This is a genomic window from Thiomonas sp. X19, from assembly GCF_900089495.1.
Lineage (GTDB): Bacteria > Pseudomonadota > Gammaproteobacteria > Burkholderiales > Burkholderiaceae_C > Thiomonas_A.
Window position 1 is genome coordinate 1,899,091 of record NZ_LT605203.1, and the last position, 20,212, is coordinate 1,919,302.

Consider the following 20,212-nt stretch of genomic DNA (forward strand, 5'->3'; position numbering starts at 1 on the left):
TAGCGGTGTTTGCCGGTATGCTCTGAAGCCATGCAAAAAACCGAATCTGACGCCGATCTGACGGACGAAGGCAGGAGATCCACATCGCAGGCGGAGGCGACGTTGGAAGCGCTTGCCCACGCCAATGTGGCGACGGAACTGGACTTGCTGCTGTTGTCGGTCGACCAGGAGTCGGTTCTTTACCCCGAACTGCTGGAATTTTTGTTGCACCGCGCGGGGCTGGACGCCGTGTGGCTCGGGCATCGCGGACCCGATGGCGAACTGGTTTTCGACGCGGTTGACGGCGTCGGCATGGCGGCCTACCTGGCTGGTGTTGCCATCGGTTTCGATGGCGAGGTGCATGAGCAAGGGCCCACGGCTCTGGCATGGACGACCGGCATGCCGCAAATCGTGACCGAATGGGCGACTGACCCGCGCACCGTGGCATGGCGCGACGCTGGCGAGCAGGCCGGCTGGCGTGGAGGCGCGATCTTGCCGATGCAGGGCATAGACGGCCGGCGCGATCTGCTGGCGATGTACAGCCGCAAACCTGGTTTTTTCGAGCAAGTCCACAATCAGCGCCTGGTCTGGCATCTGCACGCCGTGCTGGGGCTGAAACTCGGGCGCATGCGCCTGATGCGCCAGTTGCGCGAGCAGGGGCAGTCGCTGCAAATGCTCAAGGCCGCGATCGAGGCCAGCGAAGCCGGCATGTGCGTGGCCGACGCCCAAGCGCCCGACTATCCGCTGGTGTATGTGAATCCGGCCTTCGAGCGCATCACCGGCTATACCGCGGCGCAGGCGCTGGGACGCAACTGCCGGTTTCTGCAAGGAGGCGAGCGCGATCAGCCGGCCTTGGCGGAAGTGCGCGCGGCGCTGCGCGAGGGCCGCAGTTGCAGCGTGGAGTTGCGCAACGTCCGGGCCGATGGCGGCGTGTTCTGGAATGAGATGAGCCTAGCCCCGGTGCGCGGCGAAGCCGGAGCGATCACCCATGTCGTCGGCCTGATGAACGACGTGAGCGCCCGCCACGCGCTGGAGGCCGAGAACGCGAGCACGCAGGGCCTGTACCGCGCCTTGCTGGCCGAGGAGGAACTGGTGCTGAGCGCAACAGATCTGTCCGAAATGTTGCAGCAGGCTTGCGAGCGCCTGAGCGCAAGCGACCTGTTCAGCGCGGCTCTGGTGGGCCGCGCCGGGCCGCAAGGCGATATCGACCTGCTGGCCCAGGCCGGGCGGACCCAGATCAGCGAGACTTGGTACCGCCCCAAGGTGGCAGGCGAACAGGCAGGCCAGAGCCTGGCGGCGCGGGTCTGGAACAGCAAGTGCCTGCAGTTCAGCAACGACTACCTGAATGATCCCGCCTTCGCGATGTACCGCGAGGAGATGCGCGAGGCCGGGGTACGCTCGGTGGCCATCACCCCGATTCTGCGCGGCGGGCATCGCTGGGCCCTTCTCGGCGTCGTGTCCGATCGGGTTGGCGTGTTCACCCCGCAGGTGGTGGAGTTGCTGGAGCGGGTCGCCGTGCTCGTCGGCCACGGGCTCGACGCCTTCGACCTGCGCCGCCGGCTGCAGCAGGAGCACCGGCATATCTCCTGGCTGGCGGAGCACGATCCGCTCACTGGCCTGCTCAACCGCCGCGGCCTGCGCCTGCGGCTGGAGGAGGCGCTGTCGCAGGTGGACGTGCAGGGCGGATTCATCGCGGTCGGCATTCTGGACTTCGACGATTTCAAGCAGATCAACGACAACTACGGCCATGCCGCCGGGGATGGCCTGCTGCGCACCGTGGCGGCGCGCCTGGTGGAGGCGGTGCGCTCCAGCGACACCGTGGCCCGCCTGGGTGGCGACGAGATCGCGCTGGTGTTGCAGGGCATGGCCACGCGCGACGACCTGGAGCCGATGCTGAGCCGCATTCGCCGCGCGGTGGACCTGCCCGTGGCGCTGCCCGGCGGCGAGCGCATGGTGCATGTGCGCGCCAGCCTGGGTTGCACCATCTACCCCGACGACACCAGCGAGCCCGACGAGTTGCTGCGCCACGCCGACCAGGCGCTCTATGCCATCAAGCAGCAGTCGCGCAGTGCCAGTGCTCCGTTCTGGCGCGTCTACCAGCCCGCCACCGACCGCGACCACTTCAACCACCTGCGTCTGGTGCGTGACCGCTTCGCCGAGGGCGGCCTGCGCGTGCACTACCAGCCCGTGGTCGACCTGACGAGCGGGCGGGTGACGGAGGTGGAAGCGCTGGCGCGGCTGGATGACGGCAACGGCAAACTCATGCCGCCGCTGGATTTCATTCATCAGCTCGGCCGCGATGGCCTCGTCGCCCTGACCGGCCAGGTGTTGCGCCAGGCCGTGACCGACGCCCAGCAATGGCAGCGCGACTTGGGCGCCGAGCTGAGCATTGCGGTGAACATGGACCCCGGCATGCTGGCCTCGGGCGAGGCGCTGGCCCTGGTGAACGACGTCGTCGCCACCGCGAGCTTTTCGGCCAGGCGCATCGTGCTCGAAATTCTGGAGCACAGCGACTTTCTTTCGCTCGCCACGGCGCAGCAAGCGTTGTCGGAGCTGCGCGCCGTGGGGTGCCGCATCGCGCTGGACGACGTCGGCAGTGCCTACTCCTCGCTGCTGCGCATGAAAGAGCTGCCGATCGACATCATCAAGCTCGACCAGGGCTTCATCCGCGGCCTGGCCGAGCGGCCGCAGGACTTGCGCTTCGTGCAGAGCCTGACGCAGTTGGCGCGCGGCCTGGGGGTGGATTTCGTCGCCGAGGGCGCCGAGACCGAAGACATCGTCGAGGCCCTGCGCGCCCTGCGCGTGCCGCAGGCGCAGGGCTACGGCATTGCCCGGCCCATGCCCGCCTCGGACTTCGGTCCGTGGCTGCAGAGCTGGTCGCAGCGCATGCGGCCGAGCGAGCCGGGCTTGCTCACGCGCATTGCCGACATGCTGGTGGGGCTGGACGTGGACCTGCTGCTGGCGTCGCGCCAATCGGTACAGACTCCGGACCTGTCCATCAGCCATCCGCAGGAGCAGTGCGCGATCTGCCAGTGGCTGCAGCAAAGCGGTCTGCCGCACGACAGCCCGCTCGTCCTCGCCCACCAGGAACTGCACGCCATGTTCCATGACTGGCTGGAAGCCGGAAGGAATGCCGACAGCAGCATGATCCAGTCGGCCCTCGACCACTTCCTGCGCACCGCGGGCGACCATCTCCGCAGCCTGCGCGAGGCCCCGAGGCCCTGAGCGGGCCCGGCCCGAGGCAGAGCAGGGCGCTCAAGCTTCCAGCGGCTGTTCCCGCCGCGGTTGCGGCGCCCGCAAGGCCCCTTTGCTCAGGTGCAGCACGCTGTCGCAGCGCTTGGCCAGTTCCGGGTCGTGGGTCACCAGCACCATGGCGGTGCCGTGTTCGCGGGTGATATGCGCCAGCAGGTCGAAAATCACCTGGGCCGCGTCGGTGTCGAGGTTGCCGGTGGGCTCGTCGGCCAGCAGCAGGGCGGGGCGGGTGACCAGGGCGCGCGCCACGGCCACGCGCTGGCGCTCGCCGCCGGACAGCTCGCCCGGCTTGTGGTGGATGCGCGACCCCAGGCCCACGTGCTCCAGCATCTCGCTGGCCTTGGCCTGCGCCGATGCGGCGGCTTCGCGGCGGATGCGCAGCGGCATCATGACGTTGTCCAGCGCGGTGAATTCCGGCAGCAGATGATGGAACTGGTAGACGAAGCCGACGCAGCGGTTGCGCCAGGCGCCTTGCTCGGCGGCGTTCATCGCCGCCCAGTCGCGGCCACACACCTGGATGCTGCCGGAGTCGGCCCGGTCCAGCCCGCCGAGCACATGCAGCAGCGTGCTCTTGCCCGAGCCGGAGGCGCCGGTGATGGCCAGCGATTGGGCCGCCTGCACCTGCAGGCTGGCGCCGGCCAGAACTTCGACCGTCTGCGGCCCACCCGCGAAGCGTTTGTCGACGTCACGGGCGATGAGGATGGGTGGGTTCATGGCGCGGGCCGGGAAGGGTTGGTGGGGTTCTGGAGCTGGACTTGCACTTCGACTTGGGCCTGATATTCGGGCACCAGCGCAGCCAGCAGGGCCTTGACCTGGGCGGCATCGGGCTCTGCAGTGGGCGTGGCCCCAGGGCCGCCGCTCGGCAAGGAATCGCCCCCCGAGGAGGGTGTGGAAGCTTGGGCGCGGCCCGGGCTTTCCTGGCGTGCCAGGGCCGTATTGGGCGTGGCGATGCAGGCGACCAGCGCGTTCAGGTCGAGGGTGCGGGCATCGGCGTCGCCATGCCGCGCCACGCGCAGTTTGGGGTGGGGCGTGGGCAAGGTGGTTTCGTCGTCGGCCAGCAATTCCTCGAACAGCTTTTCGCCAGGACGCAGGCCGGTGAACACCACCGGCACTTCGTCTTCGCTCTTGCCGGAGAGGCGAATCATGAGCCGCGCGAGTTCGACGATCTTCACCGGCTCGCCCATGTCGAGCACATAGATTTCGCCGCTCTCGCCCATCAGCCCGGCCTGCAGCACGAGTTGCGCGGCTTCGGGAATGGTCATGAAAAACCGCACGATGTCCGGGTGCGTCACCGTGACCGGACCGCCGGCGGCGATTTGCTGCGTGAAGCGCGGCACCACGCTGCCGCTGGAGCCCAGCACATTGCCGAAGCGCACGGCCACCATGCGCGTGCCCGGGTGCTGCCTGGCCACGGCCTGCAAGGCACGCTCGGCCAGGCGCTTGCTCGCGCCCATCACATTGGTGGGGTTCACGGCCTTGTCGGTGGAGATGAGCACGAAGCGCTGCGCGCCGCAGGCGGCTGCGGCGCGCGCGGCGTGCAGCGTGCCCAGCACATTGGTGCGTACCGCCTCGATCGCGTTGTCGCCCTCCATCAGCGGCACATGCTTGTAGGCCGCGGCGTGGAACACCACCGCCGGCCGGTGGGCGGCAAATAACAAACGCAGGCGCTCGGCCTCGCGCACATTGGCGGTGAGGTAGACCGCCGGCAGCTCCGGGTGGCGGGCCTTGAGCTCCTGCTCCAACTGGTAGATGGCGAACTCGGACACATCGACGCACACCAGCTTGCCCACGCCGAACCGGGCGAGCTGGCGGCACAGTTCCGAGCCGATGGAGCCGCCCGCACCCGTGACCAGGGCGCAGCGCCCGGCCAGCAGCTCCGACAGGCCGCGCACGTCGAGCTGCACGGCTTCGCGTCCCAGCAGATCGTCGAGTTCCAGGGTGCGCGGGCCGGCCGCGGGTGCCCCGGCCCCGGCTTGCAGCCAGTCGTCGGCGCGCGGCAGGGTGAGCAGGGCGAGGCGCGCATCGCTGGCCTGCTCCAGCAGCAGGCGGCGGGCGGATGAACCTGCGGCGCCAGCCACCAGGGCGTGGCTCACGCCCAGCTGCCGCGCGGCGGTGCCCAGCTTCAGCGGCGGCCCGAGCACGTCCATGCCCTGCAGGCTGCGGCCGGCTTCCGAGGGCGTTGGGCTGTAGATGGCCACGGCCCGCCATTGCTGGCTGGCACGCAGGGTTTGCAGCACGGTGGCGGCGTCGTCCAGGCTGCCCAGCACCAGCAGCGGCTGGGCGCTCTCGCGCAGCGCGCCCAGGCTGCTGCGCTCGGCGCGCATGCGCGCCAGCAGGCGCAGGGCGAGCAAGCCGGCACCCGCCAGCAGCGGATGGATGAAGACGATGGAGCGCGGAAAATTGGGCAGGCGTATGACCAGCAGCGCCGCCGCCAGCGCCAGCGCGGCAACCCCCGAGGCCGTGGCCAGGCGGCGCACGTCCGGCAGGCTGGCGTGGCGCCACGGCGTGCGATACGCGCCGAAGGCCAGCAGGCAGCCGCCCCACACCACAACCGCCAGCGGCAGGCTGACGGCGACGATGTGCACGATATTGGCGGGCGCGTTGTTGCTGAACAGACTGAAGCGAAAGGCGAAGGACGCGAGCCAGGCCAGTGCCACCACGGCCGCGTCGTTCAAGGGAGGAAGCCAGCCGATGCGGCTGGTGGTGCGGCGCCTGAGTTTCATGCCGTCTGCACCATCAGCTCCAAGCCGCGCGCCACCAGCTCGCACACCCGCTCGCGCTGCGCCGCGCTCATGTTCGAGCCCGAGGGCAGGCAAACGCCGCCTTCGAACAGGGCGCGGCTCACGTCGTGTGTGAGCCCCCAGGGCCGGCCAGCCGGCCCGTCCCCCGAGGGGGGCGAGGAAACTTGGGGCGGCCCGGCGTTTCCTTGAGCCGGCGCATGCGGGAAGTAGCGGCAGCCGGCATACAGCGGCTGCAGGTGCATGGGCTTCCACACCGGGCGGGCTTCGACGTTGTGGCGCTCCAGGAAGTCGAGCAGGGCATCGCGGCGCGCCTGGGCGCCTTCGCCTTCGAGTACGAAGGCCGAGAGCCAACGGGTGGAGCGGTGGCCTTCGGGCTCGGCCATCCAGCGCAGGCCCGGCACGCCCGCCAGCGCCTGCCGGTATTGTTCGAACACGGCGCGGCGGCTTTGCACCCGCTGCTCCAGCACACGCAATTGGCCGCGGCCGATGCCCGCGAGCACATTGCTCAGGCGGTAGTTGTAGCCGTCTTCCACATGCTCGTAATGCCGCGCCGGTTCGCGCGCCTGGGTGGAGAGGGCGCGGGCGTGGGCGATGAGCGCGGCGTCGTTGCTCACCAGCATGCCGCCGCCCGAGGTGGTGATGATCTTGTTGCCGTTGAAGGAGAACACCGCAAGCCGGCCGAAGCTGCCGCTGGGCTGGCCGTGGTAGCTCGCGCCCAACGATTCGGCCGCGTCTTCCAGCATGGGCACGCCGGCGGCGTGCAGCAGCGGCAGCAGCGCGCGCATCTCGGCGCTCTGGCCGTAGAGGTTGACGACCACGGCGGCTTTCGGCGTGATGCCTTGCGCGCGCAGTGTGGCCAGCGCCGCCGCCAGCGCCTGCGGCGACATGTTCCAGCTCTCGGGCTCCGAGTCGATGAACACCGGCGTGGCGCCGAGTTGCTTGATGGGGTTGGCGCTGGCCACGAACGTGAGGCTGGAGCACAACACCACATCCCCCGGCCCGACACCCAGCAGCCGCAGCCCGAGATGGAGAGCCGCTGTGCCCGAACTGGTGGCCGCCGCGTGTTGCACACCCACCAGCGCGGCGAGTTCCTGCTCGAAGCCGTCGACATGGGGGCCGAGCGGGGCGATCCAGTTGCTGCTGAAGGCCTCTTGCACCAGCCCGACTTCATCCTCGCCCAGATGCGGCGAGGACAGATAGACGCGCTGCGACAACTCGCGCCGCGTGATGAGGTCGACCGCGCGGCCTGCCGCGTCCACCACCGGAACATGGTCGATGCGATGCGCGTCCATCAACGCCAGCACGTCGCGCTGGGTGGCCTGCAGCCCGACCGTGAGCGGCGGATGCGAGGGCAGCACCGACAGTGGCGACGCGGCCTCCACCCCCGCCAGCGCGGCGCGGCGCAGGTCGCCGTCGGTCACGGTGCGCAGCAGGCGGCCGGTTACGCCATCAGTGCCAGCGGTGACGAGCAGGATGCCTTGCGCGGTGGCGTCGAGCCGCGCCAGGGCGTCATGCAGACTGGCGTTCGGGGGGATGCAGAGCCGGGTGAAGGATTCGGGTTTCATGCGGAAGCACCTTGAAGCGGGCGGGCGGGCACTCCCGCCCAGGCCTGGTCATCTGGCAGGTCCTGCAGCAGCACGGCGCCGGCGCCCAGCGTGGCGTTGCGGCCGACGTGCAGATTGCGCAGCACGGTGCTGCCGGCGCCGACCAATGCGGCTTCGCCCACCCGCACCGCGCCGCCGAGTTTGGCGCCGGGGGCGATGTGGGCCCAGGCGGCGATGCGACAGTCGTGATCGACCACGGCACCGTGGTTGACGATGACGCCTGCGCCCAGCTCGGCCAGCGGCCCGATCACGCATTGCGCGGTGATGAGACAGCCGGGGGCGATGCGCGCCGTAACCGCCACGCTGGCGTGGGGGTGAACGATGGTGGAAAGCGTGGCTTGCGGCAACCCGGCGCGAAGTTGGTCGGCCTCTTGCCGCCGCACCGGATTGTTGCCGATGGCCACATGCAGGGCCAGCGGCGCGGGCAGATCGGCCAGGGCTTCGGGCGCGAGCACGGGCACGCCGGGCAGCAGCGCGGTGCCCCAGGCGGCGGGGTTGCGGTCGCTTGCCACCACGCCGCGAAACGCGCCGCTGCACAGCGCAGCATCGGCAGCGACGCGGCCATGCCCGCCGGCACCGAAGACGATCAACAGGGGCTTGTCGGATGGGGCGGACATGGACATTCAGTAGCGGTTGACCTTGTGCAGCAGGTCGGCGGACAAGGGCAGGGTAGCGAGCAGATGGGCGATGCGCGCGGCAGTCTGGCCGTCGCCATAGACATTGTGCGGCGGCCAGGGACCGTGAGTGATGGAAGTCCGCACGGCGGTGGCGATGGAGGCGGCTTCGACGGGAACGTCGGCGGTGTTGGCGTTGCGCTCGCGCAGGTTCTGCCGCGTGCCGACGTTGACCGCCGGCGTGCCGAAGCTGGCGGCTTCGATGATGCCCGAGGAGGAATTGCCGACCAGCACGGCGGCGTGGCGCAGTGCGGCCAGATACGCCGGGCGCGGCAGATGGGTGATGCGCTTGAGCCCCGGCCAGCGTTGCGCTTCGAGCGCTTGCACGATGTGGCCCGAGCCGGCGTCGGCATTGGGCGCGAGCCAGATGACGTCGAAGTCCGTGCCTGCACCGGCAGCGCGCAGACCCTCCAGCAGCGCCCCGGTTTGCTGGGCGGCGTCTTCGGCCTCTTGCACGACGGGGTGGAACACGACCAGAGCGTAGGGGCGACCAGCCTTCAGACCGAGCGCATCGAGTGCGCTGGCGCGCGGCGCGGTGAGCGCGGCGCCCAGATCGTCCAGCCCCGGCGCGCCGACCACATGCACCCGCCGCGGCTCTTCACCCATGGCGATCAGCCGTTCGCGCGATTCCGTGGTGGCGCAGAAATGCAGCGCGGCGAGTTTGCTGATGGCGTGGCGCACGGCTTCGTCCACCGTGCCCGAACGCTCGCCGCCATGAATGTGAATGGCGGGCACGCCCAGATGCAGCGCGGCGGTGGCCCCGGCCAGCATCTCGCCGCGGTCGCCCAGCAGCAGCAGGGCGTCGGGGCGCTCGGCGGCGAGCACGTCGACCAGGCCCAGCAGGGTTTGGCCGACGGCGCGCGCCATGCCGCTGCGGTCGCGCGCCTGCACGTCGCTGGGAATGCGCGCCGCTAGCGCCAAGCCGCTGGCGGCGATCTCATCGACCGTGTGGCCGTAGTCCGGGTGCAAGTGCATGCCGGTGACGGCCACGGCGACATCGAGCGCCGGATGCGCGGCGGCGGTGCGCAGGCTGCGCTGCATCAAGCCGAAGTCGGCGCGGGTCCCGCTCAGGTAAAGAATGCGGCGGGTCATGCCAGATCGGCCCATTGCAAGGCACGGCCGGCGGCGGTGTCGGCGCGCAGGCGTTTGCCGATGACGGCGTCGAGTTCCGCTGCGGCAATGCCGCTGGCGGGGCGGCGCAGTTGCAGGTGGCCGCGCTTGAGCACCGTGCCGGCGGACAACGCTGCGGCCAGCACTACGCTGCGACGGGCGACGGCGCGCACTTCGAGCTCATCCGGGCGCGGCGCTTTCACGCCATCGCCCAGCATGGCTTCGATGCGGCGGATGTCTTGCACCAGGGCGGTGAACTCGGGCAACTCGCTCGATGCCTGATGATCGGGGCCGGGCAGCTTGCGGTCGAGGGTGATGTGCTTTTCCACCACGCCGGCACCCATCGCCACGGCGGCGAGCGCGGCGGCGTTGCCCAGGCTGTGGTCGGAATAGCCGACGGGCAGGCCGGTGGCGTCGGCCAAAGTGCGCAGGGCGCGCAGGTTGAGCGCGGCGTCGGGCGCGGGGTAGGCGGAGGTGCAGTGCAGCAGCACCAGCGGCGCTTGCATCGGTGCGGCGGCCTGGGGCGTTCCGCGTTGTTCCCATATGGCGCGCACCCAGCGCACCGCTTGCTGCGCCTCGCCCAGATCGGCCATGCCGGTGGAGAGGATGAGCGGCAGGCCGCTGGCTGCGGCTTTCTCCAGCAGCGGGCGATTGACGATTTCGCCCGAGGAGATTTTCAGCCGCCGCACGTTCAGACTGGTGAGCAGATCCACCGCGTTTTCCGAAAACGGCGTGGACATGAATTCGATGCCCACCCGCGCGCAATGCGCGGCCACGGCCCGATGTTGCTCCGCGCTGAGTTCGAGCTTGCGCAGCATGGCGAGCTGGTCGGTCTCGCCGGTATTGCCTTGCTGATAGGCGGCGGTGGCGGTGCCGGGCAGGGCCAGGTCCTCGGCGCGGAAGGTCTGGAACTTGACCGCGTCGGCCCCGGCGGCGTGGGCGGCGTCAATCAGTTGCAGGGCGAGGTCGAGCCGGCCGTTGTGGTTGACGCCGGCTTCGGCAATGATGAACACGCGGTCGTTGGGCATGGCTTCGGATTCAGGACGATTGGCGCGCTTGTTCACGTGCATAGTGCCATTCGGCGAGGGCGAAGTCGTCGGCGGTGTCGATGTCCACCGAACGCGCGGCGGGCATGATGTGGGCCGCGACCTTCACGCTCCACAGCCCGTGACTGGCCGCATGGCGCAGCGCAGCCCGCCGCCAGACGTAGATGGAGCCATTCAGCGCCCACACGGCGGGCGCGCTTTGCCGTGCGGCCAGGCCGCCGCCTTTGCTGATGCCCACGTGGCCGTCGGGCTGCTGCTCGACGAGGTTGAAATAGGGGTTGAAGCCGCTGTCGAAGGCGGTGAGCACGAGGCCGGGAGCGTCGGAGGCGTCCGCCAGGGCGAGGCAACCGTCCAGGTCTTCGCGCCGCCGCAGCGGCGAGGTGGGCTGCAGATCGACGATGCGTTCAATCGTCTGTCCTTGCGCTTCCAGGTGTGCGACGAGATGCTCGATGACGGGCAGTTTCGGCGTGTCGTCCCGCGCCAGTTCGGGCGCACGCAGATAGGGCACGGTCGCGCCAGCCTCGCGCGCAACGCGGGCGATCTCGGCGTCGTCGGTGGAGACGTACACGCCGGAGATGGCCGGCTGCGCCAGCGCGAAGGCAATGCTGTGCGCGATGAGCGGTTTGCCCGCGAACGGCAGGATGTTCTTGCCCGGCAGCCCCTTGCTGCCGCCGCGCGCGCAGATGGTGGCGATGGTGGTCATGGGGTTCACCAAATGCAGCGCAAGCCGGGAAGCCGATGCAGTTTTTCATCCACGGTGATCAGCGGAGCGCGCCATTCCAGCGCGGTGGCGGCAATCAGACGGTCGGCTGGATCGTTGCGCAAAAGATCCGGGTGCTGGGTACGCTGCGCAATGCGTGCGGTGATCGGCAAGACTTGCAAGTTGAGGGCACTGATGATGTCGTCGATATAGCCTGCCACGTTGTCTGCGGCGATGGTGAGCCTGCCCTTGGCACCCAGCATGGCAATTTCCCAGAGACTGATGCTGCAGCAGGCCAGGTCGCCGCTTTCCGCGGCTTCATCCATGGTTTGACGGGCTTTGGGGCCGAGTCGTTGCGGTGCATCCGCCCAAAACAGCAGGGCGTGCGTGTCACAGATGATCGGCATCGGCATTCCACGCGTCCGTCATGGGTGCGAGAACATCGCCTGCGATCACCCGCCCGCGCTGTGCGGCAAGCCGTTGCAGTGCAGCATCGCGTGCATTCTGGGTGCGATTGGGGCCAAGTTCCGCCACGGTTTTTCCTCGCACGGTGATGGCAATGCGCTCGCCTTGCTGGGCGCGGCGGACCAGGGACGGCAGATTGTCACGCAGAGAGGTGAGTGAGATGGTGGTCATGGCAAGACTCGAATCCAATCTGTACAGAAAGAATGTACAAATTATAGTGCGCTGATTGCAGCAGGCTTGTGGAATGGCGAGAGCGTCGCGTTGCCGAGCAGCGCCAGCGCTTCATCCGCCACCGCATCGGCCGCCAGGGTCGGTCGCGCCCAGGTCGTGGGTTCGGGGCGGTGGTCCAGAACGGCGTTGACGGCGGCTGGCAAGTCGGGCACATCCGCCACGCCTTGGGCAATGCCCAGGGTGGCGAAGCTGAAGGCCGACAGTGCGCCCGGCGAGCATTGCATGGCCAGCACCGGAATGCCCACGCTGGCCGCCTGCAGGCCCACGGTGGTGGTTTGCACCACGACACCATCGGCAGCGAGGATCAGCGGGTCGATGGGCTCTGCGCCGGGCACGCTGAAATGCACTGCGGGGCTGTCGGGCAGGCGCGGGTAGCGGTGCCAGTGGTTGGGATGGTGGCGCACGATGAGTGCGGCATCCGGGCGCGTCTGCGTCCAGCGGCGCAATTCGGCTTCCATCGCCAGCGGCAGCGCGTCGCCTTCGGGCCAGCGGGTATCGGGATGGCTGCGCGGTTCCGGGTGGGCGGCAAGCAGAACCACCTTTTTGTCTTGCCAGCCGAGTTGAGCGCGGAATGCGGCGGCGGCTTGGCGCGTGGCGGCGCTGTGCAGGGCGTCGAACGCCGGGTTGCCGGTGATGGCGATGATCTCCGGCGCCCAGCCTGCGCGCATGAGGTTGTCGCGCACGGCATCACTCAGCACGCAGACGCGGCTGGGGTGGCGGGTGCGGGCGGCGAAGGCGTCGCCGACGAAAGCCGACGGGCCGCCCCCAGGCTTTCGCTCCCGCTCGGGGGGGGAGGTCCGCTCGCGGACTTCCAGGGGCGCAGCCAGGCCGAACAGGTCGAGCATGGACAGACTGGGAACTCCTGCCTCCGATGCTGCATCGACCACCGCCTGTTCGCTGCGTGGCGAGTTGGTCGCCAGCACCAGATCGGGTTTGAACTGCGAGAGGATGCGGCGGAAAAAACCGATGGGGTAGAAGCCGTGGCGGCCTTTTTCCGTGAGCACTTGCTGTGCGGCCACCGCGCCGAGCTGCCGCTGCAAATCCCAGGCGTTGACGCCGAGATAGGCCAGGGTTTCGGCCTCGGGAATGTCGGGGTGGGTGTTGCCGGCTTGCAGGGCGCGGCCCAGGCCCAGCGCCTGTGTTTGTTCTTCGGGCGAGAGCAGATGCAGCAAATCCGCATAGCCCAGCGGCGTTTCGCCCGCGTCCAGCGCGGCGCGTCGGGCGGTGGTGAGGGCCAGCAGGTCGATGTGCGCGCCCGGCAGGCGCGCGCGCAACGACTTGAGCACCGGCAGCATCATGGCGATATGCCCGCCACCGTAGGCCACGGCGAGAAGGCGTGGGCTGGCTGATGGATTGGCTGGTGTGCTGGCTGTGGTCGTGTTCATCGGGGCGCTGTGCTCAGTCTGGAAGCTGCGGCTCGAAGCGCTGCGCCCACAGTTCCAGCGCGGCCAGGGCGCGCAGCTCGCGGGTGTGGTTGGCGCCACCCGACACATGGTCGTCGAACAGCTTGCGCACCTGCGCCATGTCGAACAGGCGCGTGCCCAAGGCGTTTGGGGCGAACAGCAGGTCGTGCAGCCATTGTTTGCGCGCGCCGCGGAACCAGTCGCCGATCGGCACGGTGAACATCTGCTTTTTGCGGTGGGCGAGGTCGGCACCGATGAGGGGTTCCACCGCGCGTTTGAACCAGTGCTTCTTGTCGCCGTTGTGCAGCTTGGTGCCGCCTTCGGCGCGGAAGGCGAATTCCATCATCCGCCAGTCGAGGAAGGGCGTGCGCGCCTCCAGCGACACGGCCATGCCCATGCGGTCCGGCTTGACCAGGTTGTTGCCCGGCAGCAGCAACATCATGTCGAGGAAGAGCATCTGGTTGACGCGGTCGAAGTGCGCAGCCTGCTCGAACCAGGGCGCGGCCACGTCGCGCACGCTGTCCACGTCGGCCAGTTTGCGGCGTAGCCAGGGCTGGAACAGGGCGGCGCGGGCCTGGGCGCCGAACAGGCCCGTGTGCTCGACGTATTGCCGGGCGAAGCCGGCGGCGGGCAAGTCGCGCAACGCGGGGTCGGCCATGAAGCCGGCGTATTTGTCGTACCCGGCGAAGAGTTCGTCGCCGCCGTCGCCGGTGAGCACGACTTTGACGTCCTGCACGGCGAGTTCGCTCACCTTCAGCGTGGGCATGAACGAGGCATCGCCGTGCGGCTGGTCGCAATGCCACAGCACATTCGCCCAGTCGTCCAGCATGTCGGGCTGGACGATCTGCTCGCGGTGCGTTGCGCCGAAGCGCTGCGCCGCGTCGCGGGCGAAGGGCGACTCGTCGAAGCGCGGGTCCGGAAAGCCGATGCAGAAGCTGCGCACCGGCTCGCGCTCGAGGGAGCGCCGGGCCGCCCCAAGTTCCCTCGACTCCCCTGGGGGCCGGGCCGGGCTCGGCCCCGCCCCGGGGGTGCCCATATGCCGCGCCATCAGCGCCACCACGGTGCTGGAATCGACCCCGCCGGAGAGAAACGCGCCGAATGGGACGTCGGCGCGCAGCCGCAGGCGCACGGCGTCGTCGAGCAGGGCGAGGAAGTCGTCCTGCCAGGCGCTGAAGTGTTGTGCGGCAGGTTGCTGCTCGGCCAGGCTCCACCAGCGCCGGGTTGCGCTGCCGGTTGATGTGAGGCTGAGCACGGTGCCGGGCATCACATGCCGAACGCCCGCAAACAGGGTGAAGGGCGGCGGCACATAGTTGTAGGCGAGGTAGTGCTGCAGCGCGGGCAGGTCGAGCGTGGGCTTACCCGGCTGCGCGGCCAGCAGCGCCTTGATCTCGGAGCCGAAGAGCACGCGGCTGCCGTCGTCCTGCACGAACAGGGGTTTGACGCCAATACGGTCTCGCACCAGATGGAGGGTTGGCAGGTCGGGATTGCGCGCATCAAAAATGGCGATGGCGAACATGCCGTTGAGGCGCGGAAGAAAGTCCAGACCTTCGCGCTCGTACAGGCGCAGCAGCACTTCGGTGTCGCTGTGGTCGGTGTGGAAGCGCACGCCCTGGCGCTGCAGTCCGGCGCGCAGCTCCACATGGTTGAAGATCTCGCCGTTTTGCGCCAGCGCGATCTTGCCGTCGTCGCTGACGAAGGGCTGATGGCCGCCCGCGATGTCGATGATGGACAGCCGCCGGTTGCCGATGGCGACTCCCTTTGCTTCGAACACGCCGCTGTCGTCCGGCCCGCGGTGGACGAGGCTGGCGTCCATCGCCGCCAGCGCCTGCGCTGCAAGGCTGCTGCCGGAGCGGTCGAAATAGCCGTAGATGCCGCACATGGTTCAAGCCGAAGTGAAAAGTGGGATTGTCGGTGACACGGGATCGGAAAGGCCCGCCGCGCGGGCGAGTTGCGTTCGAACTGGCAGCGGGCAAGGGCGGACAAAGAGCAGTGAAGCGGCGGCGCTGTCTCAGTTGCCGCCGGCCCGAAACAGTTGCCTTGCGGTCAGCCAGATGATGTACAGGTCGCGCCGCACGCCGTGGTGGCGCACATAGTCCAGATCGGCCTGCAGGCGTTGCTGGGGCGTGGCGCGCGAACGGTACAACGCCTGCGCCAGGCCGGTGATGCCAGGGCGCACGCTGCAGCGCAGGGCCCAGTCGGCGGGTGTGTAGTCGGCCGCTTGTGCGGGCACGTCGGGGCGCGGGCCGACCAGGCTCATGTCGCCGCGCAGCACGTTGATGAGTTGCGGCAGTTCGTCCAGGCTGGTGCGCCGCAGGATGCGCCCAACGCGGGTGATGCGCGGGTCGCCGCTGGCGGTGCGCTGCGGCCCCAGGCGCTCGGCATCCACCACCATGCTGCGGAATTTCAACACCATGAAGGGGCGGCCGCCGCGCCCCACGCGCAACTGGCCGAACAGCACCGGACGGCCGCTGTCGAACCAGACCGCCAGGGCCACCAAGGCCATGGGCAGCGCCAGCAGCAAGGCGGCGGCCAGGGCGATGGCGAGGTCGAACAGGCGCTTCATGGGGAGGTCAGTGCATGTCGTGGCAGCGCTGGGTGCGCAGGCGCACTGTGCGGCGCCCGGTCCAAAGGGGCCAAGTGTTCAAGCTGCCGACGCGTGCGTGGGCTGTGCAGCGCTTGGCGCCGACTCGCCCAAGATGGCGGCAGCCTTGGCGATCAGGTCGCGGGCCAGCAGGCGATCGCTCTCTACTTCGTCCGGCGTGCGTGTGGCCAGCACCTGCGCGGCATGCCGCAACCGCGCGATTTCGCAGCGGTAGACGCCCTGCCAGGCCAGCCCTGCCTGTGCGTGCCCGGGTTTGTGCACGCCTTCCAACATTTCGCGATTGAAGGTGCGCGAGAGGATCACGCTGCTGGAACCCAGGCGCAGATGCTCGGCCAGCACCACGCGGCCGGGCAGCAGGCCTTCGTCCAGCCGCGCAATGCCGCCGAAGCCAAAGCGCTTGCCGGCGGCCTGCGCGGCCTGCGCCACGCGCTCGACCACGCCGCTGCCGAGCGGCTCGAACATGAAGCGGGCGCCGAGTTGGCGGTGCAAGTCGTTCAAGCCGACGTAGATTTCATCCAGCCCCGGCAAGGTGGCCCAGGCGGGCAGCGATTCCAGCGCCGCCCGGGTCTCCAGCAAGGCCATGCCGCGAGCGCGGCCAGCGATATGGTGCAGGAAGGCCTGCAACACATCCGGCTGCTCGAACATCGGCAGCATCAGGGTGTCGGCTCCGGCAGCGATGGCCTGCCCGATCTCGTCGCCGCTGCCGGCATGCAGCGGATTGATGCGCACGATCAGATCGGCCTTCGGCACCGCCGCGCGCACGCGGGCAATGTCCTCGGGACGGTGGTCGGAAATGAACGTTCCCAGTCCGCCTTGGCGCGCCTGCTTGCCCAGCCGCTCCAGATCCACCATGATCCGGCCCACGCCGCAAGCCTGGGCCAGGGCTGCGAATTCGGCATTGTTGGTGATCTGAATCCAGTCCATGCGGGGTGGAAAATTGGCGGTTTGAATCAGTGCCGAGTGTAACGGCGCAGCAGCTTGCGGCCGACCTCGGAGCCCAGTGTGTCCCAACGCAGCAACACTGCCAAACCCACGGTAAACAGCGCGCCTGCCAGCACTGCGGGCAGCGCCAGTGGCTGCATGCCGGAGGTGGAAGCGGGCGCCGCGTCAAGCAGCCAGCCCATGGCACCCAGCAGTGCCAGGGAGGCCAGCAACAAGCCGCTGTTGCGCAACTCGAAATCGTCGGTGCGGGTGCCCAGGCGTTGCCACAGCACGGCGGTGGCCACCAGATAGGCCGCGCCATAGGCGGCCAATGCCCGCCACCAGACGTCGGGCAGCCACCAGCCAAGGGCAAACAGCGCCAGCAGGCCGCAGCCATAGCCCAGCACCTGGTCGGCGATGCGGCGGTGGCTGTTGAGCCGCGCCGCCAGCACCAGTTGCGCCGCCTGCAGTGGCAATAACGCCAGAATCCAGCGCATGGATTGCACCACCTCGCCCTGATCGGCCGTGTTCATATGCCCCCAGCCGAACACCAGGCGCACGCCCAGCGGCGCAGCAAGCATGCCGCAGGCGCCGAGCAGCGCTGCCAGCAGCAGCATGGACTGCATCCACTGCCGCCCGCGCAGGCGTGCGCCTGCCGCGTCTCCAGCAGCTTCTGCCGCCGACAAACGGGCCAGGGCGAGCGCTGCAGCCACGGCGAACAGGGTATGCAGCGGCAACTCGCCGACGCGCTGGGCGTAATGGAACACGCCCAGGCGCCCGGGCCCGGCGCTTGATGCGAAGGCGCGCGCCGCCAGGGTGTAGAGCACCGTCAAGCCAGAGGCTGCCAGGGCCAGTGCGGCGGCCTGCAGTCCATTCGCGTCGGGCCAGAAGGGCGAGTTTGCCGACGGGGCATGTGGCAAGTTGGCAACGCGTCGCATCAGCGCCCACCTGGCGATGGCGGCGGCGACGATGCCGGCGGCAATCCAGCCGAATTGGTGCAAGCGCGCAGCCAGCACCAGCCCGGCGATGAGCACCAGATTGAACACCACGTGCCCGGCGTATTGCCACTGCAAGCGCCCTTGCGCCTGCAGTGCAGCCGCGCTCACCATGGCGACCGCACCGGCCGGCAAGGCCACCAGAGCCGCCAGTCCCAGGGTGTGGGCGGCCAGATGGGCGTCAACACCCACCAGCCCCGGCGCCAGCCAATGGGTGATGGGAGCCTGCAGCAGCCAACTCGCGAGCCCGGCGCCGGCAAAGGCCACCAACGCAAACCGGCTCCAGCGCGCAGCCTCGGCGGCAATGACCTCGGGCGCCCGTCCGGCCATGCGCGGCACCATCACCGCCGGCACTGCCGCCCCCCAGAGCAGCGAGACGGTGAAGTCCGGGTAGGACATGGCCACGAGCGCCGCATCCGCATGGCCGCTCAGGCCGAACTGGGTGGCGACCACGGCGTCGCGCAGCACGCCCAGCAGGCGGCTGGCGGCGAGCAAGAGCAGGCTGAAAGAAAAGACCCGTGCGATGGACATAGCCGCGCATTGTCGCTTCCATCCAGGCTGACAGTCCGCTTGAAACAACAGGATTGCGGCGCGCATCGGCCCGTGCCATCAGCACCTGGGTTCTTGGGGGATGGCTGACCCCAAACGACGCGTTTTCAGTTGTATATAATTGCCGTTTTGCTTGCGCCCGTAGCTCAGTTGGATAGAGTACTTGGCTACGAACCAAGGGGTCGTGGGTTCGAATCCTGCCGGGCGCACCAATTTATTGCAATGAAATCAATGCCCTAGCGAAGTTGTTCGCTAGGGCATTTTTCTTGGTTTGTCCAATTCACGAGGGGTTGTCCCATTAGCGGAGCGGTTTGACCCGTTCTGGGCGGCGCCGATAGACACGCATTGTCGTGCGCTCATCGGCATGGGCGAGCAGTTGGCGGGCATGTGCAAGTGTCTCGGCATCACTCGCGCATTTCGCGCGCAGGTCATGCTCAGTGAACTTGGTTTTTACCTTCGTTTCTGACAAGATGCGTTCCATGAAGCGCTGCCACATGGAGTCCCAGCCGTGGGCGTGGCCGCTCTCATCCACGTAGCTCTCGCCTCGGCGGTTGCAGAACAAGTGAGGGGAGAGCACCGGGCGCATGGCCTTGGCCATCTCGATGGCCGCACGCAACTCCGCTGACCATTCGATGATGAGCCGCTTGCCGGTAGTGTTTGCTGTCTTGCTCGGCTGGACGTGGATGCCATCCTCCTGGAAATCGGTCATTGTGAGACGCAGAAGGTCACCCCGGCGGAGGCCAGTGATCAGTTTGATACGCATATAGGCCTGGATCATCCCGACGCTGCCTTTCTTGCGAGTGGAAGGCAACGACAAAGATTCAATCACTTCCCAGTCCTCGATGTATCGGGTACGAGGACTCTCTCCTTCCAACCTGACTTCGAACTTGAACGGATGGCGGTCGATGTAGCCCCATTGCACCGCCTTCGTGAAGGCATGGGAAAGGACTTCGACCTCGCGATGTGCAACAACCCGACCACCTGTGACGCGGCCTTCAACGCTTTTGCTTTTGACGCTGCGTTTGTCTACGTACTTGTAGACCGTTTGAGGTTTTATCGCGGATATCGGTAGCGCCCCGAACACGGCGCGCAGCTTCTTGATTGCAAGTTGATTGCTTTCCTGGGTCTGCGGTGCCTTGGTCGGCACGACCTCCAGTGCGTAGCGGTCGAGAAGCTGACCGACCGATCTCACTTCGGGCGTGGAACCCAGACGCTCGGCCCAGATTCTGTAGGCCTCTGGAAGGGTTTTTCCGAGGCGGAATTGCTGTTTGCCTTCCCAAAGGTCTTCAAGACCAGGTGGGACGCTGTAGTAATAAGCACCGTGCCGATGCTTCCATCGTGCCGGCAAGCCGCGGTTTTCAGAATTGCGGGGGCGTGGCATTCCTCTTCCCCTTTAACGGTCAGATATTTTCCCAGGCCGGCTCAAGTTCAGCTTGGCGTCGTTGAGATATGGTGGCACCCAGATCGGCTTCAACGAATGATCGCGTTACGGTCGGAGTGCCGTCCGGACGCACACGATGTGGAATGCCCATGGATCGCAATGCCCGAATCTGGGCACTTGGGCGCATGCGCCCAGTCAGCTCTCGCAATTCGGCAGTGGTAAGGAACATATCCATAGTCTTGCCTTTCTTGCTTCAGGGGCCAATCGTTTGCTGTTGTTCCAACCGCCCCCAATGGGCCAACCCCTGCATGCAGGACGCGGTGAAGTCGCCATACAGCGCCACCGTGATCCACTGGCCGAGCGGCATGAACATCGTCAGTCCCATGGCATTGCCGATCAGCAAGAACCAGTAGCCCCGTCGATTGCGGCGCTTGATGAACGCATTGCCCACAACTGAGAGGCCCGTCAAGGCGACGTTCAGCGCAGTCACAACAGGGGTCACGCCAGTCTCCATCGGAACCCGGAGGGCATCTGAGCCGAGTCGTGTTGGTGCATTGCA

18 protein-coding genes and 1 tRNA gene are annotated in these 20,212 nt (G+C 68.1%); 2 read left to right on the forward strand and 17 right to left on the reverse strand.

Translation table 11 applies throughout. From position 1 onward, the window contains the following. Nucleotides 1-102 precede the first annotated feature (102 nt). The gene (locus THIX_RS08925) at nt 103-3,204 is read left to right on the forward strand and encodes an EAL domain-containing protein (protein ID WP_158540843.1); all 3,102 of its coding nucleotides are present in this window, start codon (nt 103-105) and stop codon (nt 3,202-3,204) included. A gap of 30 nt (nt 3,205-3,234) precedes the next feature. On the opposite strand, the gene THIX_RS08930 is transcribed toward THIX_RS08925, so the two are convergent. From THIX_RS08930 to THIX_RS08995, 14 genes are all read right to left on the reverse strand, one after another. Continuing rightward, nucleotides 3,235-3,945 carry an ABC transporter ATP-binding protein gene (locus THIX_RS08930; protein WP_112485957.1) on the reverse strand — a complete coding sequence of 237 codons (711 nt, stop codon included), beginning with the start codon at nt 3,943-3,945 and terminating at the stop codon, nt 3,235-3,237. Beyond that, nucleotides 3,942-5,954, reverse strand: coding sequence for a UDP-N-acetylglucosamine 4,6-dehydratase family protein (locus THIX_RS08935; RefSeq protein WP_112485958.1), 2,013 nt, complete (start codon nt 5,952-5,954; stop codon nt 3,942-3,944). Before THIX_RS08935 ends, THIX_RS08930 begins: the two co-directional genes overlap by 4 nt. Beyond that, the gene (locus THIX_RS08940) at nt 5,951-7,537 is read right to left on the reverse strand and encodes an aminotransferase class I/II-fold pyridoxal phosphate-dependent enzyme (protein WP_112485959.1); all 1,587 of its coding nucleotides are present in this window, start codon (nt 7,535-7,537) and stop codon (nt 5,951-5,953) included. Before THIX_RS08940 ends, THIX_RS08935 begins: the two co-directional genes overlap by 4 nt. Beyond that, a complete protein-coding gene (locus THIX_RS08945; RefSeq protein WP_112488272.1) occupies nt 7,534-8,193 on the reverse strand; it encodes an acetyltransferase in 660 nt (219 codons plus the stop codon). The genes THIX_RS08940 and THIX_RS08945 overlap by 4 nt, the downstream gene beginning before the upstream one ends. 6 nt (nt 8,194-8,199) lie before the next feature. Further along, nucleotides 8,200-9,342 carry a UDP-N-acetylglucosamine 2-epimerase gene (gene neuC / locus THIX_RS08950; protein ID WP_112485960.1) on the reverse strand — a complete coding sequence of 381 codons (1,143 nt, stop codon included), beginning with the start codon at nt 9,340-9,342 and terminating at the stop codon, nt 8,200-8,202. Further along, nucleotides 9,339-10,388 (reverse strand): N-acetylneuraminate synthase, encoded by a 1,050-nt coding sequence (neuB, locus tag THIX_RS08955; RefSeq protein WP_112488273.1) that lies wholly within the window; start codon nt 10,386-10,388, stop codon nt 9,339-9,341. The genes neuC and neuB overlap by 4 nt, the downstream gene beginning before the upstream one ends. A 10-nt stretch (nt 10,389-10,398) precedes the next feature. Next, nucleotides 10,399-11,109, reverse strand: coding sequence for a cytidylyltransferase domain-containing protein (locus THIX_RS08960; RefSeq protein ID WP_112485961.1), 711 nt, complete (start codon nt 11,107-11,109; stop codon nt 10,399-10,401). 5 nt (nt 11,110-11,114) lie between these two features. Further along, the gene (locus THIX_RS08965; RefSeq protein ID WP_112485962.1) at nt 11,115-11,513 is read right to left on the reverse strand and encodes a type II toxin-antitoxin system VapC family toxin; all 399 of its coding nucleotides are present in this window, start codon (nt 11,511-11,513) and stop codon (nt 11,115-11,117) included. Then, nucleotides 11,497-11,742, reverse strand: coding sequence for a type II toxin-antitoxin system Phd/YefM family antitoxin (locus tag THIX_RS08970; protein ID WP_112485963.1), 246 nt, complete (start codon nt 11,740-11,742; stop codon nt 11,497-11,499). Before THIX_RS08970 ends, THIX_RS08965 begins: the two co-directional genes overlap by 17 nt. A gap of 41 nt (nt 11,743-11,783) precedes the next feature. Next, nucleotides 11,784-13,187, reverse strand: a complete 1,404-nt coding sequence (locus tag THIX_RS08975; RefSeq protein ID WP_112485964.1) for a UDP-glycosyltransferase — start codon at nt 13,185-13,187, stop codon at nt 11,784-11,786. Nucleotides 13,188-13,200: 13 nt separating this feature from the next. Then, nucleotides 13,201-15,084, reverse strand: a complete 1,884-nt coding sequence (gene asnB / locus THIX_RS08980; protein ID WP_112485965.1) for an asparagine synthase (glutamine-hydrolyzing) — start codon at nt 15,082-15,084, stop codon at nt 13,201-13,203. 129 nt (nt 15,085-15,213) lie between these two features. Continuing rightward, on the reverse strand, nt 15,214-15,768 hold the full coding sequence (locus THIX_RS08985) for a sugar transferase (protein ID WP_112485966.1): 555 nt from the start codon (nt 15,766-15,768) through the stop codon (nt 15,214-15,216). Between the two features lie 78 nt (nt 15,769-15,846). Further along, entirely contained in the window at nt 15,847-16,731 is an 885-nt protein-coding gene (locus tag THIX_RS08990; protein WP_112485967.1) for an aldolase/citrate lyase family protein, read from the reverse strand. A 26-nt stretch (nt 16,732-16,757) separates the two neighbouring features. Further along, on the reverse strand, nt 16,758-18,254 hold the full coding sequence (locus THIX_RS08995) for a lipid II flippase MurJ (RefSeq protein WP_112485968.1): 1,497 nt from the start codon (nt 18,252-18,254) through the stop codon (nt 16,758-16,760). A gap of 153 nt (nt 18,255-18,407) precedes the next feature. Here THIX_RS08995 and THIX_RS09000 point away from each other — a divergent pair. Continuing rightward, a tRNA-Arg gene (locus tag THIX_RS09000) sits at nt 18,408-18,484 on the forward strand. 86 nt (nt 18,485-18,570) lie between these two features. Here the strand turns inward: THIX_RS09000 and THIX_RS09005 are convergent. From THIX_RS09005 to THIX_RS09015, 3 genes are read right to left on the reverse strand one after another with little or no spacing between them, the layout of a single operon-like run. Beyond that, the gene (locus THIX_RS09005) at nt 18,571-19,653 is read right to left on the reverse strand and encodes a tyrosine-type recombinase/integrase (protein ID WP_112485969.1); all 1,083 of its coding nucleotides are present in this window, start codon (nt 19,651-19,653) and stop codon (nt 18,571-18,573) included. Nucleotides 19,654-19,672: 19 nt separating this feature from the next. Beyond that, entirely contained in the window at nt 19,673-19,888 is a 216-nt protein-coding gene (locus THIX_RS09010) for a DUF4224 domain-containing protein (RefSeq protein WP_112485970.1), read from the reverse strand. Nucleotides 19,889-19,906: 18 nt separating this feature from the next. After that, a complete protein-coding gene (locus THIX_RS09015) occupies nt 19,907-20,155 on the reverse strand; it encodes a nicotinamide mononucleotide transporter (RefSeq protein ID WP_146748487.1) in 249 nt (82 codons plus the stop codon). Nucleotides 20,156-20,212: the final 57 nt, after the last annotated feature.

Excerpts from the sequence above, each read along its gene's own strand:
- THIX_RS08930 (WP_112485957.1), bottom strand. The coding sequence starts at position 3,945 with ATGAACCCACCCATCCTCATCGCCCGTGACGTCGACAAACGCTTCGCG.
- THIX_RS08935 (WP_112485958.1), bottom strand. The coding sequence starts at position 5,954 with ATGAAACTCAGGCGCCGCACCACCAGCCGCATCGGCTGGCTTCCTCCC.
- THIX_RS08940 (WP_112485959.1), bottom strand. The coding sequence starts at position 7,537 with ATGAAACCCGAATCCTTCACCCGGCTCTGCATCCCCCCGAACGCCAGT.
- THIX_RS08945 (WP_112488272.1), bottom strand. The coding sequence starts at position 8,193 with ATGTCCGCCCCATCCGACAAGCCCCTGTTGATCGTCTTCGGTGCCGGC.
- neuC (WP_112485960.1), bottom strand. The coding sequence starts at position 9,342 with ATGACCCGCCGCATTCTTTACCTGAGCGGGACCCGCGCCGACTTCGGC.
- neuB (WP_112488273.1), bottom strand. The coding sequence starts at position 10,388 with ATGCCCAACGACCGCGTGTTCATCATTGCCGAAGCCGGCGTCAACCAC.
- THIX_RS08960 (WP_112485961.1), bottom strand. The coding sequence starts at position 11,109 with ATGACCACCATCGCCACCATCTGCGCGCGCGGCGGCAGCAAGGGGCTG.
- THIX_RS08965 (WP_112485962.1), bottom strand. The coding sequence starts at position 11,513 with ATGCCGATCATCTGTGACACGCACGCCCTGCTGTTTTGGGCGGATGCA.
- THIX_RS08970 (WP_112485963.1), bottom strand. The coding sequence starts at position 11,742 with ATGACCACCATCTCACTCACCTCTCTGCGTGACAATCTGCCGTCCCTG.
- THIX_RS08975 (WP_112485964.1), bottom strand. The coding sequence starts at position 13,187 with ATGAACACGACCACAGCCAGCACACCAGCCAATCCATCAGCCAGCCCA.
- asnB (WP_112485965.1), bottom strand. The coding sequence starts at position 15,084 with ATGTGCGGCATCTACGGCTATTTCGACCGCTCCGGCAGCAGCCTTGCA.
- THIX_RS08985 (WP_112485966.1), bottom strand. The coding sequence starts at position 15,768 with ATGAAGCGCCTGTTCGACCTCGCCATCGCCCTGGCCGCCGCCTTGCTG.
- THIX_RS08990 (WP_112485967.1), bottom strand. The coding sequence starts at position 16,731 with ATGGACTGGATTCAGATCACCAACAATGCCGAATTCGCAGCCCTGGCC.
- THIX_RS08995 (WP_112485968.1), bottom strand. The coding sequence starts at position 18,254 with ATGTCCATCGCACGGGTCTTTTCTTTCAGCCTGCTCTTGCTCGCCGCC.
- THIX_RS09005 (WP_112485969.1), bottom strand. The coding sequence starts at position 19,653 with ATGCCACGCCCCCGCAATTCTGAAAACCGCGGCTTGCCGGCACGATGG.
- THIX_RS09010 (WP_112485970.1), bottom strand. The coding sequence starts at position 19,888 with ATGGATATGTTCCTTACCACTGCCGAATTGCGAGAGCTGACTGGGCGC.